Source organism: Tolumonas osonensis (assembly GCF_014202415.1).
GTDB lineage: Bacteria > Pseudomonadota > Gammaproteobacteria > Enterobacterales > Aeromonadaceae > Tolumonas > Tolumonas osonensis.
Window position 1 is genome coordinate 24,739 of the sequence record NZ_JACHGR010000004.1, and the last position, 16,800, is coordinate 41,538.

Below are 16,800 nucleotides of genomic sequence, written 5' to 3' on the forward strand. Positions count from 1 at the left end.
CTGATTGATTTAATGAGCGGGTTGCGAAGTAGTTTGGATGGTGAAGCGACGGGTGCCGGGAACGGGCTTGCAGTATTGTTGAATCAACTCAGGATGTTCCTGACTGATTTTATCGACATCCGCCACTAACCGGTCTTTGGCTTTGCGCCAAGTGACTTTGCCTTGCTGGAATAACGCCGCCGTACAGGTGCCTAACGCCACTTGAATGCGTTGTTTGATTTCGGACTCTTTACGCTCAGTGACTTCCTTCTGTTCACGTAAATTGAGTAATTCCGCAAACAGTTGGTTGTATTCCGGTGACTCAGATAAATCGAGTGTTTGGCCGTTATCCGCAGGAAACAGGGATAACAGCGCTTTGCCTGCATCATCAGAGCCATCGGGCTCAGGCTGACGGTTATCTTGCACACAAGCCCAGAACTGAGACTCCCGCGCAATTAAATCCGCAATTTTGTCATCATCGCGTTCAATGCGATAAATTCGAAAATCCTGCCCACCAATTAACACCGCCACATCAGCCCAGGCATGACCCGTCACCGCCAATTGATGTAATACCTGACATTGGTAAGCAATCGGTACCCCCTCTTCCCATTGTGGTGCTGAGTGATAACCTGCCGTTTTAATTTCCAATATCCCGCAATCTGCTTTCCCCACCACTTCACGGTCAAGGTTCGCCAACATAAACGGGTAGTCGGTATGCTGGAGCACCGCATTGACCCGCCGTACACGTCTCCCTGTTCTCGCCGCATACACTTTGGCTAATACCGGCTCTAACACCGTTCCCCAAATCACCGCTTCTTTCTCCGATAAATCCATCGCCGGTTTACGATGGGTTTTCTCCAGCCAGAGCGATAACGGGCTTTTATAAGGCGATAATCCAATGGCTACCGCCGCATCCGATGAACCAATGCCTAACGCCCGAATGTTTAACCACTCGTCGCGACTAAGCCCCGTGGTTGAGGCCAAACGAACGGCCTGATAGTAACGTGCTTTCATAGAAACTCCGGATATGAAAAACCCCGCGGGCAAAACCGCTCGGGGTGACTGAATGATGGAAGGAATGGAAAGAAAGGAATTAGTGAATCAGCGTTAATGCCTGTTCTAACGCTTTTTGTTTCAGTTGGGCCCCCTGACCAAACCACGCAGAATCAAGACGATTGTCTTGATTACGAGCCCGGCGATGATGGTCCACATATTCCGTTACCGCATTCAGTAACCCCCACGCCGTGCCACTGGCAGCCGAGTAATCTGACCCCATGCCTTCACCAAGATAAAGATTGCTGACCTTCTGGAAGATTTTGGAATCCGGATTTTCCTCGCTGTAGTCCGGTTCATTTAACACAGATCGCAAATACTGGTCTGCCTCCATCGGCGAAACAGAACGCTGACCCAACTGCTTGAGGTTTTGCATAAATGAATTCCAATGCGCAAAGCCAATGCCCAGTGCCTCTTTTACCTGCATCGGGTCAAACTTGGTGGAGTGCGGTACTTTCACGGCACCACTACTATCCCGCGTTGCCATCTGCAAGGTGTTATTACACACCACCCGCACTGAGGTGAATTGTGCTGTCGTACACAGCGTACCGTCACAACTGGTTGCCAGTAATAAATACGCCTTGATACGGTCATTGCCTTTAATTCGTGCTTCTTGACCGGTTTTCGCCAATGCCCAGAGTTTGCGTCCTCCCTTTAATACCCCCGCCGTTTCTAATTCAAAACCACCGACAGAAACCAAGTCTTTATAAAAGTTCAGCACCTCATGGGGTTGTACGACTTTATAACGATTGGAGACTACCGATAAGGGTTCTAATGAATCAGAACGGTAAAGTACTTTTGCATCAGAGTGCGAACGAATATTTAACGCTGCAGAGTCTGCATTAAATAAAACGTCCGATTGTTGAATCGACCAATCCATACCAGCTTCTTTAAGCCAGACATGAATGGGTTGATGTTCAGATAATTGATTACCTAAACCGTGCCATGGTGTGACACCGATATAAGCCATCGATGAGATTTCGTGTGCCATATATACATCCTCGAATAACAAATCTTCTGAATGATGATTAATCATTATCGTGATATATATCTCAGCTGAAATGGAAATGGATATTCTATCTACTATTGCTAATCTGATTTGCAATCCAATTATCTACATCAGCCTCAACCCATGCCGCAAGTCGCCCCCCCATATTAACTTGATGTGGAAATCCCTTAGTTTTAATGAATTTGTAAATAGTTGAACGTGCCAAACCAGTTTTAAACATAACATTACCGATACGAATTAGTCTCATGATTTAATCCTCTGTTATTTTCTCATGAGATAATGCAGGTCTGTAAAATTTTACATAAGCCAACCACAGACCTACGAGAAAACTAATACTGACTACATCCAAAGCTACGATAACCATCACCGTATGGCTTGGTTTTATATTTAGCCAAATAGCTAACCCTAAAAATAAGTTTCGAATAAACATCCATGTAATTTATATTATTACTGTCTAAGTAATAGATTGGCTTTACTGGAACATGAACCAAATACTCACATTCCTCATACTCACCCCGCAGTGCACTAGCCCAAGCTTTTCTAATTTTAGACATCATGTTTCGGTGTGAACGATTAGAATCAAAATCACCAAGAAATGCATAAGCATCCTTATTAAATAGCAATAGCGCATGATAATGAAGCTGTTCATTATTCTCACCAAGCTCTCTCACCCAACAATAACGCAATCTGCAAGGATGGACTCTACTGCCCTGATTCTTTTTTCTTTTTAAATCTGCCTTGATCTGTGATTTTAGTGAGTCAATGAAACGAGAAATAACTTCATTACTAGTATTCAAATCATGAACAGGGGAGTCAACATCAAAGTGATCATTCCTATCTGGTATATATGGCATTCTTAGATCAACACGTAAAGCCATCGTTCTTGGGAATTCAATAACTGCTTTATCAATCGTAGTCATTATTTTATTTATATAGGTACGATTCAACACCCCGTGATTATTGTTTAGCTCTGGCATTTCATTCCCCTTGGTTATTCATTCATAACCAAGACATGTATGTACTTTTTTACATATATCCATTCTCTAGATTACTAACATTAATCATCCCGCCATTTAGGAAAGACATTAATAAACATATATTAAACAAACCGACAAAAAAAATCTAAAAAGCACACTTAGCCAGCGATAGAAAAACTCATTAGCATAGTGAATTATTTATTACTTTCACTCTGGAGTTATTAGTTCACACACAAATTTCACAGAGATAAGTTAGTTTAGCAAAACTGGACGTCACACCCTGCAAAAAGCATCAAAAACACTACAAAAACACATGTAAAACACTTGAAAAACACTTGAAAAACACTTTAATATTGTTACAACAACACCACGAAAACACTACGACGTAGCATTATGAACCATAACAATCAAAAACCTTTAAAAATTGAAAAACCAAAAGATACAAGGCTCATCTATTACTATGCAAATCAATTAAGAGACATTGGCCTGACAATAAACTCCTCTCCATTTTGCCCAAGCGACATGTTAACAGAAATAAACGAACTAATTCAGAGCAACAATTATGAGAACTATATAAGCGACATTAAAAATAATGCTGAAGAAAATTTAATTGAAATAGAAAACTTTAATTGGATTGAAAGTGATGTGGCTTGTTGCTATGTTTGGAATTTAATCAAAAAAATGCCAACAAACTTATTTTTAAACAATGATGATTACACAAACTTTTATGACAGAATATTTCCTTTGCACAATCCAACATCGACAACTGAAAGATATGAAATGATAATTAAGTTCTTTGATGTATGGAATACACACAAACAAAATAAATTAAACTTTATCCACACTCTAAAAACTCAATGGTCTAACACACTAACAAAAAAACAGCCATTCAAATGGCTACAAGTAGATAACGAAGAGTTATGCGATTGGGTTTGGGAGTATTTAATTCGCGCTGGCGCAACACTAGGCATAGCAACACCAATAAACAACAGCGAAAAATATATATTTTGCCATTCAGCATTTCATACTTGGAGCGCATCATTAGAAACAAAAGAGTTATTCCTAATTAAAATATCAAAAGCAAAAAACCAACTTCTATTCAGAAGAAAATTAAACAAAAAGAAATCGCTAAATATTTACATTGAAGAGAAAGCAAAAGACAATCTTGAACACCTATGCAAAATAACCAATAGAAAAATAAATGAAACCATAGAATACTTAATTAACGAGGAATACAAAAAACATGTGAAATAAAAGCATGTATTCTGGGGGGGGGGGACACCATTAACAAACATTTCACCCCCAAAAACAACAAAGCGCTGAAGTGTAAAAGACAGAGAAAAAAACTTTATTTTATTATGTTTTAGCTATCCACATATCAATCATATCTCCCCACTGCTGCAACATATCTCTACGCTGTTCTGCATATTCAGCTTTATTATATACAGCCCGAACACCACGCTGTTCATGTGCTAAACACTTCTCGATCCAATCACTATTGAAACCAGCTTCATGCAATAATGTTGAGGCTGTTCTTCTGAGATCGTGAACTGACACCTTTTCTATTTTTTCTCCGGCTTCTTGAGCTAATTTTACAGCTGCATCAATTACTCGATTTAATGTTGCCTGAGACATCGTTTTCTGAGAAGACTGATTATTCGATGGTAATAAATAATCTGAGTAACCCGCACACATTTTAAAGGTTACAAGTATGTCTAGAGCTTGTCTGGATAAATAAATAACATGTGAGCGACTCGCTTTCATTCGTGTTGCAGGTATCGTCCAGGTTGCATTTTCAAAACTTATCTCATCCCATGTTGCATGTAATAACTCCGACTTGCGGACCATAGTCAGTAAAATAAATTTTACAGCAAGTTTAATTGTAGGTATTGAGCCGACCTGCTCCAGATACCTGAATAAGATGCCAATTTCCTCTGGAGACAGGGTTCTGTCTCGTGCCTTAAAAGTCGCGATATTTGATGCTCGGATCAACTCCACAGGGTTATCAATACGCACACCAATACCATTTGCAAACCTGAACACGCTACTCATGATTTCACGGACCTGTACCGCAGTTGATGGCGCACCACGGTCTCGGATCTTCTCACAATGCGCCAGAACGCTTTCAGTACTGATTTCTTTAAGTAGCTTGTTGTGGAATATAGGCAAAATCTCCCGGTTCACAACTCCACGCTTCAAATCGAGCGTACTGTCTGCAACCTTCAACGAAGCAAGCCATTTGTCGGTATATTCCCCAAAAGTGAGTTCGTCTTTTAGCTTTTTTTTACCGTCACGCTTCTCACAAGTTGGTGAAATACCTTGAGAAATAAGCTTTTTTGCTTCAACTAGTTTTCCCCTTGCCTCGGCCAAACCAATACCGTCATGACCATACTTTCCTATTGTTAAAGTCTCTCTACGACCATTGATTCGGTAGTCATACCGAAAAGAAATCGTCCCTTTGGGGCTAACAGCAACATAAAGACCCTCTCGATCGACAACTTTGTAGAGTTTTTCCTTTGGTTTGAGATTTTTTAGCCTAGTGTCTGTGAGCATATAAATAAAAATACCGTCAGGTGATGACGGTAAAATAGCACATTTATTTCAGATAGAAAGTTCTATACCGTCAATAATACCGCCTCCAGACCGAAGCTGCACATATTCGCCTGTAGACAACCAGAAACAAAAAAGCCCCTAAAATTAGGGGCTTATATTCAATCAATAGATGTCTGTAGACATCTGGAAACAGTAATTTACTATTCCCACTCGATCGTTGCTGGCGGCTTACCGGAAATATCATAAACCACACGGCTGATACCATTGATTTCATTGATAATTCTGTTGGATACATGACCCAGGAAATCGTATGGCAGATGCGCCCAGTGCGCCGTCATGAAGTCGATGGTTTCTACTGCACGCAGTGAAACAACCCAGTCATACTTACGGCCGTCGCCCATTACGCCCACAGAGCGTACTGGCAGGAACACAGTGAACGCCTGGCTCACTTTGTGGTACAGATCAGCCTTGTGCAGCTCTTCAATGAAGATAGCGTCGGCGCGACGCAGCAGGTCACAGTACTCTTTCTTCACTTCACCCAGCACACGAACACCTAAGCCAGGGCCTGGGAACGGATGACGGTACAGCATGTTATAAGGCAGACCCAGTTCCAGACCGACACGGCGAACTTCATCTTTGAACAGTTCACGCAGCGGTTCAACCAGACCCATCTTCATATCATCTGGCAGACCGCCCACATTATGGTGCGACTTGATCACATGTGCCTTGCCGGTTTTAGACGCCGCAGACTCGATCACGTCAGGGTAGATAGTGCCCTGCGCCAGCCATTTGGCGTTTTTCAGTTTCTTCGATTCATCATCGAATACTTCGACAAACACACGACCGATCGCTTTACGTTTCAGTTCAGGATCAGCAATGCCTTCCAGCGCAGACAGGAAACGTTCTTCCGCATCTACTTTGATGATGTTCAGACCAAAATGGTCACCGAACATCTCCATTACCTGCTGGCCTTCGTTCAGACGCAGTAAGCCGTTATCCACGAATACGCAGGTCAGTTTCTTGCCAATAGCACGGTGGATTAGCATGGCAACAACGGAAGAATCCACGCCGCCAGACAGACCCAGAATTACTTCGTCATCACCCACCTGTTCTTTAATGCGTTTTACCGCATCTTCGATGATGGTGGCAGGCGTCCACAGTGCTTCACACTGACAGATATCTTTCACAAAACGCTCCAGCATACGGGCGCCTTGCTTGGTGTGAGTCACTTCAGGGTGGAACTGCACGCCATAGAAGCGTTTCGCTTCATTCGCCATCGCCGCATGCGGGCAAGTCGGCGTCGCCGCAACAGTCACGAAATCATCCGGAATAGCGACCACTTTATCACCGTGGCTCATCCACACATCCAGCTCCGGACGGCCATTTTCAGCCAGAGAGTCTTCGATGTTATGGAACAGGTCACAGTCTTTCACCAGCTGTACTTTGGCATAACCGAACTCGCGTTTATCCGAGCCTTCGACTTTACCACCCAGCTGTTCAGACATGGTCTGCATGCCGTAGCACACACCCAGTACAGGCACACCGGCATTGAATACATACTCAGGGGCACGCGGGCTACCCGCTTCTGTCACGGACTCAGGGCCGCCAGACAGAATGATCCCGTTCGGATTGAACTCGCGGATCTGCTCTTCAGTTACGTCCCACGCCCACAGTTCGCAGTACACACCGATCTCACGCACACGGCGCGCAATCAGCTGGGTATACTGAGAACCGAAGTCCAGGATCAGAATACGGTGATCGTGAATATTTTTACTCATGGTCGTCCTAATCTTTATTAAGGAGTGGCCAATACGACAACATCCGTTATCGTATGAAATAAATCAGGGCGCTGTGCGCCCTGACTGTTTGTCAATTTAGCCCATGCGATAGTTCGGGGCTTCTTTCGTGATGGTCACATCGTGTACGTGTGACTCCTGGATACCTGAGCCGGTGATCTTCACGAATTCTGCCTTGGTACGCAGGTCTTCTATTGTAGCAGAACCTGTGAGGCCCATGGCAGAGCGTAAACCGCCCATTTGCTGATGAATGATCTCTTTTAACCAGCCTTTGTAGGCTACACGGCCTTCGATACCTTCCGGAACCAGCTTGTCAGCAGCGTTATCAGACTGGAAGTAACGGTCAGAAGAACCTTTAGACATCGCGCCTAATGAGCCCATACCACGGTAGGATTTGTAAGAACGCCCCTGATACAGTTCGATTTCACCCGGAGATTCTTCAGTACCCGCGAACATGGAGCCAACCATTACCAGACTTGCGCCTGCAGCAATCGATTTAGCGATATCGCCGGAGAAGCGGATACCACCGTCAGCAATCACCGGAATACCGGTGCCTTTTGCTGCTTCTGCTGCATCAGAAATCGCAGTGATTTGCGGAACGCCACAACCGGTTACGATACGGGTAGTACAGATAGAGCCAGGGCCGATACCTACTTTAACCGCGCTTACACCCGCTTCGATCAATGCTTCAGCACCTTTCGCAGTCGCAATGTTACCACCGACGATTGGCAGATTAGGGAACTGCTGACGGGTTTCACGGATACGATCCAGAACACCTTGAGAATGACCATGTGAAGAGTCGATCAGCAGCACGTCAACGCCCGCCGCCACCAGTGCAGCAACACGTTCTTCGTTACCTGCACCAGCACCCACAGCGGCGCCAACACGCAGACGACCCATCGCGTCTTTACACGCATTAGGTTTGCTTTCGGCTTTCTGGAAATCTTTAACTGTGATCATGCCGGTCAGTTTGAAATCGTCATTTACGATCAGCACTTTCTCAATGCGGTGTTTCTGCATCAGTGATTGCACAGATTCACGGGACGCATTTTCATGCACAGTCACCAGACGTGATTTCGGCGTCATCACTTCATGCACTTTCATGCTCAGGTCGGTCACGAAACGTACGTCACGGCCCGTAATAATACCAACCAGAGAACCGTCAGTATCAACAACAGGGAAACCACCGAAACCACTGCGGAAAGTCAGCTCTTTGATCTGAGCGATGGTCATATCAGGGAAAACAGTCACCGGATCAGTAACGATACCGCTTTCGAACTTCTTAACGCGGCGAACTTTGTCAGCCTGCTGTTCGATAGACATGTTTTTGTGGATGAAACCTAAGCCACCTTCCTGAGCCAGTGCAATCGCCAGACGCGCACCGGTTACGGTATCCATTGCAGCGGAAACCATAGGAATGTTCAGCACGATATCTTTTGTCAGATGAGTGCGCAGATCAGCGGTATTAGGAAGAACGATTGAATGAGCAGGGACTAACAGAACGTCGTCAAAAGTCAGTGCTTCTTTGGCTATGCGTAACATGGCAACATCTCACCGTTAATTAATGAAAGGGGGTGGGTAAAATATTGCAGCGAGATTTTAGGCACTTCATAGGGGTTGGTAAAGTAATTTTGCGTTTTAAATCACAATTTTTTTTACCACTGTCGCAGGTCGTTGTTATTATTAGCCTCTGTTCCTGTGAATAAAGAGCGATCCAGTGGCTATATCTCAACCAGTAATTTATACCGTCAGCCGTCTGAACAATGTGGTTCGTCTTCTCCTGGAACAGGAAATGGGACTGGTCTGGCTCACCGCCGAAATCTCCAATCTGGTACAACACAGCTCCGGACACTGGTATTTCACGCTCAAAGATCAGCAGGCGCAAATCAAGGCAGCCATGTTTAAAGGTCAGAATCGCCGCGTCAGTTTCCGTCCGCAAAATGGTCAGCAAGTACTGGTTCAGGGCCAGCTGTCACTTTATGAGGCCCGCGGTGACTATCAGCTGATCGTGGAAAAAATGCAGCCGGCCGGTGACGGTCTGTTGCAGATGAAACTGGAAGCATTGAAAACCCGGCTGATCGCAGAAGGCTTGTTCGATCCACAGCGCAAACGGCCGTTGCCTTCTCAGCCCAGACAACTCGGTATCATCACCTCCCCAACCGGTGCAGCCATCCATGACATGCTGACTATTCTGGCCCGTCGCGATCCGGCATTACCGGTGATCCTGTATCCCAGTGCAGTTCAGGGAGAAGGTGCTGTTCCGGTACTGTTACAGGCATTGGAAACAGCCTGGCGCCGCAATGAATGCGACCTGCTGATTATTGGCCGTGGCGGCGGTTCCCTGGAAGATCTCTGGTGTTTCAATGACGAACGCGTCGTAAGAGCGATCGCCACCAGCCCGATACCGATTGTCAGCGCGGTTGGCCATGAAACCGACGTTACCTTGTCTGACTTCGCTGCTGATTTGCGGGCGCCAACTCCCTCTGCTGCAGCCGAGCTGGTCAGCCGGGATCAGCAACAGCAATTACACCGCCTGACGCAATACCAGCACCGGTTGCAACAGGCCATGCAGCTACAGCTGCAACAACAGCAGTTAAGCTGGCAACAGCTCTACAGCCGGCTGAATACACAAAATCCCCGGTATCAGCTACAGCAAAAAATCCAGAAACAGGACGAATTACAGTACCGCCTGGAGCATGCCCTGCAGCAAACGCTGTCACGAGCTCATTACCGCTGGACCGTGCAGCAGCAGCGGTTACAGCAACAGTCCCCACAGAACCGGATACAGAATTTGCAACATCAGCAAACCTATCTGTACCAGCGTCTGCTGACCGCTGTAGGCAATCAACTGCAGGATAAAAATCAGGCTCTGTCCCGGCTGAGCGGCCAGTTGCAGGCGTTAAGTCCGCTGCAGGTACTGGCCAGAGGCTATTCAGTCACCACCAATACCCGCGGTGAACTGATCCACAACAGCCAGCAGGTAAGCAGTGGCGACACACTGAATATTCAGCTACATCAGGGAACGCTAAAAGTCAGAGCAGAAGAAATTAAACCTGAGAATTAATCTTTGGGAACGGGTCGCGGGCGCCCGGTTTCATCAATGGCAACATACGTGAATACGCCCTCGGTGACACAATAACGTTCATAGCTTTCAGAACGCAGCAGAGGTTTTATCCAGACTTCCAGATGAATTGTCATCGATGTCTTGCCCACTCTGGCGCATTCACCGTGGACACAAATTGCATCACCTACCTTGACCGGCTGATGAAATGTCATGCCTTCAACCGCGACCGTAGCGATTCGGCCCTTTGCTATCTCCGTCGCCAGCATGCCGCCCGCCAAATCCATCTGCGACATGATCCAGCCACCAAATATATCCCCGTTCTGATTGGTATCTGCCGGCATACCCTGAGTCCGGATGATCAGATCGCCTTTCGGGTAACGTTTTTCATTGTTCATTTTAATCACGTACGTCTTGTAATAAAAATGTAAAATATACTCGCCGACAACGTTTTTGACTATGTGGCTTTTGACTATGTGTATGCGCAAATGATGGAGATCCGGTACTTATCTCAATAGAGAAGTACCGGATACAGGTTCGGAAATGACTGTGACTGACTGATTTTTACGCCAGGATAGGAAACATATGCTTGATCCCGGCCACCATGATCTCAATACCCAGCGACATCATGATCAACCCCATGATACGGGTTACCACGTTAATACCGGTACGTCCCATCAGGCGAAACAGTAATGGCGCCGCCCGGAAAATCAGCCAGGACGCAAAACAAAAAACCACCACCACCAGACTCATTCCCAGCAACTGTTTGGCCGAATTAAACTGGGACGAATACACAATCGTTGAACTGATCGCCCCCGGCCCCGCCATCAGCGGTAACGCCAGCGGAACAACCGCGATCGATTCTTTAGCCAGCGTGTCCCCTTTCTCTTCTTTGTTATGCCGCACTTCACCCAGTTTCCCTTGCAGCATTGACCACGCAATCAACACAATCAGAGAACCGCCCGCAATCCGGAACGATGCAATCGAGATATCAAAAGCATCCAGAATGATCTGTCCGAAAAACATGGATACCCACAGAATGACCATGACCGCAAAATTCGCAGTGGTATTGGTGCGTAAACGTTCCTGCGGCGTTTGCTGACTGGTCAGACTGACAAAAACCGGTAGTAATCCTAACGGATTAATAATCGCGGTCAGACCAATGAAAAACTTCAGATATACAGAAAAAGAGAGAGGATCCATAGTACGGCAACAGGCCTCGCGCAATAAAATTAACGGGTTGATAACACGTATTCAGAGTAACTAAAACCTTTAGATTCCACCAGAGAGATTAAATTATAGACGGATGATAATGGATTAGTTTTTTTAATCCGAATATGTATCTTTGTCATTAATGGTACACAATGTTAAGACTTAAACAAAATATGGTCAGTCCATATAAAAAACAGCTCAAATGGTGAGACCGGTATAGAATTTTACGCTTCAGATTTCAGTAAGAGATAAAAAGCAGTTCAGGTGTGATTCTCAATCATGGCCTTATCTGGCGCGGGTTTGTGATGATTTGGTTACAAAAATGTCAAAATTTTTGTTTTGTAAATTTTGTAACTATTTGGCAACTATTGTTCTGTTGAACACATCCCGCATTTCTGGTGAATATATCTCTCAATCGATTTAAAGAGTGAATTCGGACATAAATTACAGGGTCCGTTTACTAAAATTGATTTGGATCAACTTTTTACGCATTACCTACTTCTATAATCGACTGCGAAAATTGTTTACTAAGTCACACTATAAAAACCGCTGCTATAGTGAATACGTGCCTTAATAAACCGTTTTCAAACTCACTAGGAGAAATGTATGCCAGTAACCAACGTTGCTGAATTGGATGAGCTGATTGCTCGCGTTAAGAAAGCTCAACGCGAATTTGCAACTTTCAGCCAAGAACAGGTAGACAAAATCTTCCGCGCTGCTGCTCTGGCAGCAAACAATGCTCGTATTCCTCTGGCTCAGATGGCAGCAGCTGAATCAGGTATGGGTATCGTTGAAGATAAAGTGACTAAAAACCACTTTGCGTCCGAGTACATCTACAACAAATACAAAGACGAAAAAACCTGTGGCATTCTGGAAGAAGACAAAAACTTCGGTACCATCACCATCGCTGAGCCAATCGGTATCATCTGTGGTATCGTTCCAACTACCAACCCGACTTCTACTGCAATCTTCAAATCTCTGATTGCACTGAAAACCCGTAACGGTATCGTTTTCTCTCCGCACCCACGTGCTAAAAACTCTACTGCTGCTGCTGCTCGTATCGTTCTGGAAGCTGCTGTAGCTGCTGGTGCTCCTGCTGACATCGTTGGCTGGATCGATGCACCGACTGTAGAAATGTCTAACTACCTGATGAAACACAACGACATCAACCTGATCCTGGCTACTGGTGGCCCGGCAATGGTTAAAGCCGCTTACTCTTCTGGTAAGCCAGCTATCGGTGTGGGTGCAGGTAACACGCCAGTTGTTATCGATGAAACTGCAGACATCAAACGTGCTGTTGCTTCTATCCTGTTGTCAAAAACTTTCGACAACGGCGTAGTTTGTGCTTCTGAACAGGCTGTTATCGTAGTTGACTCTGTTTATGACGCAGTGAAAGAGCGTTTCGCTTCTCACGGCGGCTACATCCTGAACAAAGACGAAGCTGACAAAGTTCGTAAAGTTCTGCTGATCAACGGCGCACTGAACGCTGCTATCGTAGGTCAGCCAGCAACCAAAATCGCTGAACTGGCTGGTATCAAAGTGCCTGCTGACACCAAGATCCTGATCGGTGAAGGTGCCAAGATCTGCCACGAAGAAGAATTCGCTCACGAAAAACTGTCTCCATCTCTGGGTATGTTCCGTGCGAAAGACTTCACTGAAGCTGTTGACTTCGCTTGCCAGATGGTTGATCTGGGCGGTATCGGTCACACTTCAGCTCTGTACACCGACCAAGACAAGAACGACGATCGCGTTCGTTACTTCGGTGACAAGATGAAGACTGCTCGTATCCTGATCAACACCCCAACTTCTCACGGTGGTATCGGTGACCTGTACAACTTCAACCTGGCTCCATCTCTGACTCTGGGTTGTGGTTCATGGGGTGGTAACTCCATCTCTGAAAACGTAGGTCCAAAACACCTGATCAACAAGAAGACAGTAGCTAAGCGAGCAGAAAATATGCTGTGGCACAAACTTCCAAAATCAATCTACTTCCGTCGCGGTTCTCTGCCAGTTGCACTGACCGATCTGGAAGGCAAAAAACGCGCAATGGTTGTTACCGACAGCTTCCTGTTCAACAACGGTTATGCTGACGAACTGGTACAAATCCTGAAAGACAAAGGCATGGAAGTAGAAGTATTCTACGAAGTGGCTGCTGACCCAACTCTGACCATCGTTAAGAAAGGTGCAGAGATGATGAAGACTTTCAAACCAGACGTAATCCTGGCTCTGGGCGGTGGTTCACCAATGGACGCTGCGAAGATCATGTGGGTTATGTACGAACACCCAGAAACTCACTTCGAAGAACTGGCAATGCGTTTCATGGATATCCGTAAACGTATCTACAAGTTCCCGAAAATGGGCGTGAAAGCTGACCTGGTATGTATCACTACTACTTCTGGTACCGGTTCTGAAGTTACTCCATTCGCGGTAGTAACCGACGACCTGAACGGTGGCGTTAAATACCCACTGGCTGACTACGAGCTGACTCCAACCATGGCTATCGTTGACGCGAACCTGGTTATGAACATGCCTAAGTCTCTGTGTGCGTTCGGTGGTATCGACGCTGTTACTCACGCGACCGAAGCTTACGTTTCTGTACTGGCTAACGAATACTCTGACGGTCAGGCTCTGCAAGCGCTGAAACTGCTGAAAGAATACCTGCCAAGCAGCTATGCTAACGGTTCTAAAGATCCAGTAGCTCGTGAGAAAGTACACAACGCAGCAACTATCGCTGGTATCGCGTTCGCGAACTCTTTCCTGGGTGTTTGCCACTCTATGGCTCACAAACTGGGTGCTGAGTTCCACATTCCGCACGGTCTGGCTAACGCACTGCTGATCGCTAACGTAATCCGTTACAACGCGAACGACAACCCAACTAAACAGACTGCGTTCTCTCAATACGACCGTCCACAGGCTCGTCGTCGTTATGCAGAAATCGCTGATCACTTGGGCGTAACTGCAATCGGTGACCGTACCGGTGCTAAAGTTGAGAAACTGCTGACTTGGTTGGAAGGCCTGAAAGCTGAGCTGGACATCCCTGCTTCTATCCGTGATGCAGGCGTGAACGAAGCTGCGTTCCTGGCTAAAGTTGACCAACTGGCTGTTGAAGCGTTCGATGACCAATGTACTGGTGCTAACCCACGCTTCCCTCTGATTTCTGAACTGAAACAGATCCTGCTGGACTCTTACTACGGCCGTCCTTACGTTGAAGGCGTTGCAGTAGCTGCTGCAGAAGAAGCTAAAGAAGCTAAAAAAGACGAAGGCAAAAAGAAAAAATAATTTCTGATGCCTCACCCCGCTGTCTGGCGGGGTGATTTGAAGTCAAAGCTTCATAAAAAAGCCTTCATGTTGAAGGCTTTTTTTTATTTGCGCTGTTGTCTGTGTTACCAGACTATTTTTTGCAATATCCCTGCTGCTGCAGATAACCCAGCATGAATGGGCGGGCTTCCTTACCCAGAATGCTACGGATCTGGCTCGTCCAGCTTTGGTCTTTATTGTTACTTGCACGAGAGGCATAGTAAGCGCGCATCTCATCATCATATTGATCCAACAATACTTGGTTGACCGGTTGATATTGGTTTTCATGCACCACCAGCCCCCGCGGCAATCTTGGTTTGATTTGAGGGTCTTGCGCCGGATAGCCCAGACATAAACCAAATAAAGGGATCACTAATTCAGGCAATCCCAGTAACTGACCTATTTCAGCCGGATGATTGCGCACAGCACCAATATATACACCGCCCAGCCCCAGTGATTCCGCTGCCACCAGCGCATTTTGCCCCATCATGGCGGCATCAGTAGCGCCGATGAGTAGCTGTTCCACAAAGCCTGTTTTTGCTTCCGGTACAATTTGTACATGACGATTGAAATCAGCACAGAAAAGCAAAAATTCAGCCGCAGCAGTAATATAAGGCTGTTCTGCGGCCAAATGCATAATCTGCTCTCGTAATACTTTATCAGTAATACGAATAATCGAGACGGCTTGTAAAAAACTGGAACTCGGGGCTTGTTGCGCTGCGGCCAGAATCGCATCCAGCTGTTCAGGCGAAATCGGCTGGTCAGAATAAGCCCGGATAGAACGGTGTCCCCTGATTTGATCAATAACGGATTTCATTCCTATCTCCTTCAATCATGAGTAATATACAGAATATAATTGTCATCATTATCTTGTCTGATTTTATCGGAGATATATCGGTAATACCGAGTAATTACTTCGCTTTTTCCGTCTAACCAGAATAAGTTCCGACTGTTAGACTCTGCGGCGGTTTGATTATCTTATTGATCACTTTTACTGGATAACACTATGTTTGAATGGATTGCCGATCCTTCAGCGTGGGTGGCTTTGGCGACCTTAACACTGCTGGAAATCGTATTAGGTATAGACAACATCATTTTCATTTCAATTCTGGTAGGAAAGCTCCCGCCGGAACAGCGCCAGCGCGCCCGTGTCTTGGGTCTGGGTGGTGCGATGGTCACCCGTATTCTGCTGCTGCTTTCTCTGGCCTGGGTGATGCGACTGACAGCACCGATGTTCACTATACTGGAAGAAGCGATTTCAGGCCGTGACCTGATCCTGATTGTTGGTGGTTTGTTCCTGATCTGGAAAAGTACACACGAAATTCATTCCAGTCTGGAAGGTAGTACTGAAGAACACCACGAGAGTAAAAAAGCAGCCAGTTTTCTGTCCACTTTAATTCAGATTGCCATTCTGGATATCGTGTTCAGCCTTGATTCGGTTATTACCGCAGTGGGTATGGCCGATCATGTACCTGTCATGGTACTGGCTATCGTTATTGCGGTTGGTGTCATGATGTTTGCTGCCAAACCCATCGGTGACTTTGTTGATGCAAATCCGACGCTGAAGATTCTAGCACTGGCATTTTTGATCATGGTCGGAATGGCGCTGATCGCAGAAAGCTTTGATCTACATATTTCGAAAGGTTACATCTACACTGCAATGGCATTCTCCCTGTTGGTTGAAATGCTCAACATCAGAATGCGTAAAGGCATAGAAAAACCAATTCATCTGCATAAGGCATTTGAAGAAGAGAATTCATGATCCTGTTGGCAGACCACTTCCGGAAGGGAGTGGTCTGAAACTGACAATAAAAGACCGCTCTCAGTAGCGGTCTTTTTGTTTATTACAGATCAATAGTCTGA

14 protein-coding genes are annotated in these 16,800 nt (G+C 45.8%); 4 read left to right on the plus strand and 10 right to left on the minus strand.

The features are described 5' to 3' along the window. Window positions 1-9: 9 nt before the first annotated feature. The 4 genes from HNR75_RS06305 to HNR75_RS06320 all read right to left on the minus strand — a co-directional run bounded on the left by HNR75_RS06305 (window position 10) and on the right by HNR75_RS06320 (window position 3,018). Window positions 10-993, minus strand: a complete 984-nt coding sequence (locus HNR75_RS06305; protein ID WP_188026162.1) for a YqaJ viral recombinase family nuclease — start codon at window positions 991-993, stop codon at window positions 10-12. Between the two features lie 79 nt (window positions 994-1,072). Next, window positions 1,073-2,023 (minus strand): DUF932 domain-containing protein, encoded by a 951-nt coding sequence (locus HNR75_RS06310; RefSeq protein WP_188026163.1) that lies wholly within the window; start codon window positions 2,021-2,023, stop codon window positions 1,073-1,075. Window positions 2,024-2,108: 85 nt separating this feature from the next. Continuing rightward, the gene (locus HNR75_RS06315; protein ID WP_223157805.1) at window positions 2,109-2,288 is read right to left on the minus strand and encodes an AlpA family phage regulatory protein; all 180 of its coding nucleotides are present in this window, start codon (window positions 2,286-2,288) and stop codon (window positions 2,109-2,111) included. A gap of 82 nt (window positions 2,289-2,370) precedes the next feature. Beyond that, the gene (locus HNR75_RS06320; protein WP_188026164.1) at window positions 2,371-3,018 is read right to left on the minus strand and encodes an inovirus Gp2 family protein; all 648 of its coding nucleotides are present in this window, start codon (window positions 3,016-3,018) and stop codon (window positions 2,371-2,373) included. Window positions 3,019-3,411: 393 nt separating this feature from the next. Between HNR75_RS06320 and HNR75_RS06325 the strand changes: the two genes are divergently transcribed. Further along, window positions 3,412-4,272, plus strand: a complete 861-nt coding sequence (locus tag HNR75_RS06325; protein ID WP_188026165.1) for a hypothetical protein — start codon at window positions 3,412-3,414, stop codon at window positions 4,270-4,272. Window positions 4,273-4,374: 102 nt separating this feature from the next. Here the strand turns inward: HNR75_RS06325 and HNR75_RS06330 are convergent, their stop codons facing one another. The 3 genes from HNR75_RS06330 to guaB form a co-directional block, all read right to left on the minus strand. Beyond that, on the minus strand, window positions 4,375-5,571 hold the full coding sequence (locus tag HNR75_RS06330; RefSeq protein ID WP_188026166.1) for a tyrosine-type recombinase/integrase: 1,197 nt from the start codon (window positions 5,569-5,571) through the stop codon (window positions 4,375-4,377). Between the two features lie 200 nt (window positions 5,572-5,771). Further along, the gene (gene guaA, locus HNR75_RS06335; protein WP_188026167.1) at window positions 5,772-7,349 is read right to left on the minus strand and encodes a glutamine-hydrolyzing GMP synthase; all 1,578 of its coding nucleotides are present in this window, start codon (window positions 7,347-7,349) and stop codon (window positions 5,772-5,774) included. A 96-nt stretch (window positions 7,350-7,445) separates the two neighbouring features. Beyond that, window positions 7,446-8,909, minus strand: coding sequence for an IMP dehydrogenase (gene guaB / locus HNR75_RS06340; RefSeq protein WP_188026168.1), 1,464 nt, complete (start codon window positions 8,907-8,909; stop codon window positions 7,446-7,448). A 175-nt stretch (window positions 8,910-9,084) separates the two neighbouring features. Between guaB and xseA the strand changes: the two genes are divergently transcribed. Further along, window positions 9,085-10,431, plus strand: coding sequence for an exodeoxyribonuclease VII large subunit (xseA, locus tag HNR75_RS06345; protein ID WP_188026169.1), 1,347 nt, complete (start codon window positions 9,085-9,087; stop codon window positions 10,429-10,431). Here xseA and yciA read toward each other — a convergent pair. Both yciA and HNR75_RS06355 read right to left on the minus strand, forming a co-directional pair. After that, window positions 10,428-10,826: an acyl-CoA thioester hydrolase YciA gene (gene yciA / locus HNR75_RS06350; RefSeq protein WP_188026170.1), complete on the minus strand. Its 399-nt coding sequence runs from the start codon at window positions 10,824-10,826 to the stop codon at window positions 10,428-10,430. The two genes, xseA and yciA, sit on opposite strands and share 4 nt — an antisense overlap. A gap of 166 nt (window positions 10,827-10,992) precedes the next feature. Further along, a complete protein-coding gene (locus HNR75_RS06355) occupies window positions 10,993-11,631 on the minus strand; it encodes a YchE family NAAT transporter (protein WP_188026171.1) in 639 nt (212 codons plus the stop codon). A 615-nt stretch (window positions 11,632-12,246) separates the two neighbouring features. On the opposite strand from HNR75_RS06355, the gene adhE reads away from it, so the two are divergent. Then, window positions 12,247-14,919, plus strand: coding sequence for a bifunctional acetaldehyde-CoA/alcohol dehydrogenase (gene adhE / locus HNR75_RS06360; protein ID WP_188026172.1), 2,673 nt, complete (start codon window positions 12,247-12,249; stop codon window positions 14,917-14,919). A gap of 112 nt (window positions 14,920-15,031) precedes the next feature. On the opposite strand, the gene nfsA is transcribed toward adhE, so the two are convergent. Then, window positions 15,032-15,754, minus strand: a complete 723-nt coding sequence (gene nfsA, locus HNR75_RS06365; protein WP_188026173.1) for an oxygen-insensitive NADPH nitroreductase — start codon at window positions 15,752-15,754, stop codon at window positions 15,032-15,034. 189 nt (window positions 15,755-15,943) lie between these two features. Here nfsA and HNR75_RS06370 point away from each other — a divergent pair, with 189 nt between their 5' ends. Then, window positions 15,944-16,699, plus strand: a complete 756-nt coding sequence (locus HNR75_RS06370) for a TerC family protein (protein WP_188026174.1) — start codon at window positions 15,944-15,946, stop codon at window positions 16,697-16,699. The last annotated feature ends 101 nt before the right edge of the window (window positions 16,700-16,800 follow it).

Excerpts from the sequence above, each read along its gene's own strand:
- HNR75_RS06330 (WP_188026166.1), bottom strand. The coding sequence starts at position 5,571 with ATGCTCACAGACACTAGGCTAAAAAATCTCAAACCAAAGGAAAAACTC.
- yciA (WP_188026170.1), bottom strand. The coding sequence starts at position 10,826 with ATGAACAATGAAAAACGTTACCCGAAAGGCGATCTGATCATCCGGACT.
- HNR75_RS06315 (WP_223157805.1), bottom strand. The coding sequence starts at position 2,288 with ATGAGACTAATTCGTATCGGTAATGTTATGTTTAAAACTGGTTTGGCA.
- HNR75_RS06310 (WP_188026163.1), bottom strand. The coding sequence starts at position 2,023 with ATGGCACACGAAATCTCATCGATGGCTTATATCGGTGTCACACCATGG.
- HNR75_RS06355 (WP_188026171.1), bottom strand. The coding sequence starts at position 11,631 with ATGGATCCTCTCTCTTTTTCTGTATATCTGAAGTTTTTCATTGGTCTG.
- guaA (WP_188026167.1), bottom strand. The coding sequence starts at position 7,349 with ATGAGTAAAAATATTCACGATCACCGTATTCTGATCCTGGACTTCGGT.
- guaB (WP_188026168.1), bottom strand. The coding sequence starts at position 8,909 with ATGTTACGCATAGCCAAAGAAGCACTGACTTTTGACGACGTTCTGTTA.
- nfsA (WP_188026173.1), bottom strand. The coding sequence starts at position 15,754 with ATGAAATCCGTTATTGATCAAATCAGGGGACACCGTTCTATCCGGGCT.
- HNR75_RS06320 (WP_188026164.1), bottom strand. The coding sequence starts at position 3,018 with ATGCCAGAGCTAAACAATAATCACGGGGTGTTGAATCGTACCTATATA.
- HNR75_RS06370 (WP_188026174.1), top strand. The coding sequence starts at position 15,944 with ATGTTTGAATGGATTGCCGATCCTTCAGCGTGGGTGGCTTTGGCGACC.
- HNR75_RS06325 (WP_188026165.1), top strand. The coding sequence starts at position 3,412 with ATGAACCATAACAATCAAAAACCTTTAAAAATTGAAAAACCAAAAGAT.
- adhE (WP_188026172.1), top strand. The coding sequence starts at position 12,247 with ATGCCAGTAACCAACGTTGCTGAATTGGATGAGCTGATTGCTCGCGTT.
- HNR75_RS06305 (WP_188026162.1), bottom strand. The coding sequence starts at position 993 with ATGAAAGCACGTTACTATCAGGCCGTTCGTTTGGCCTCAACCACGGGG.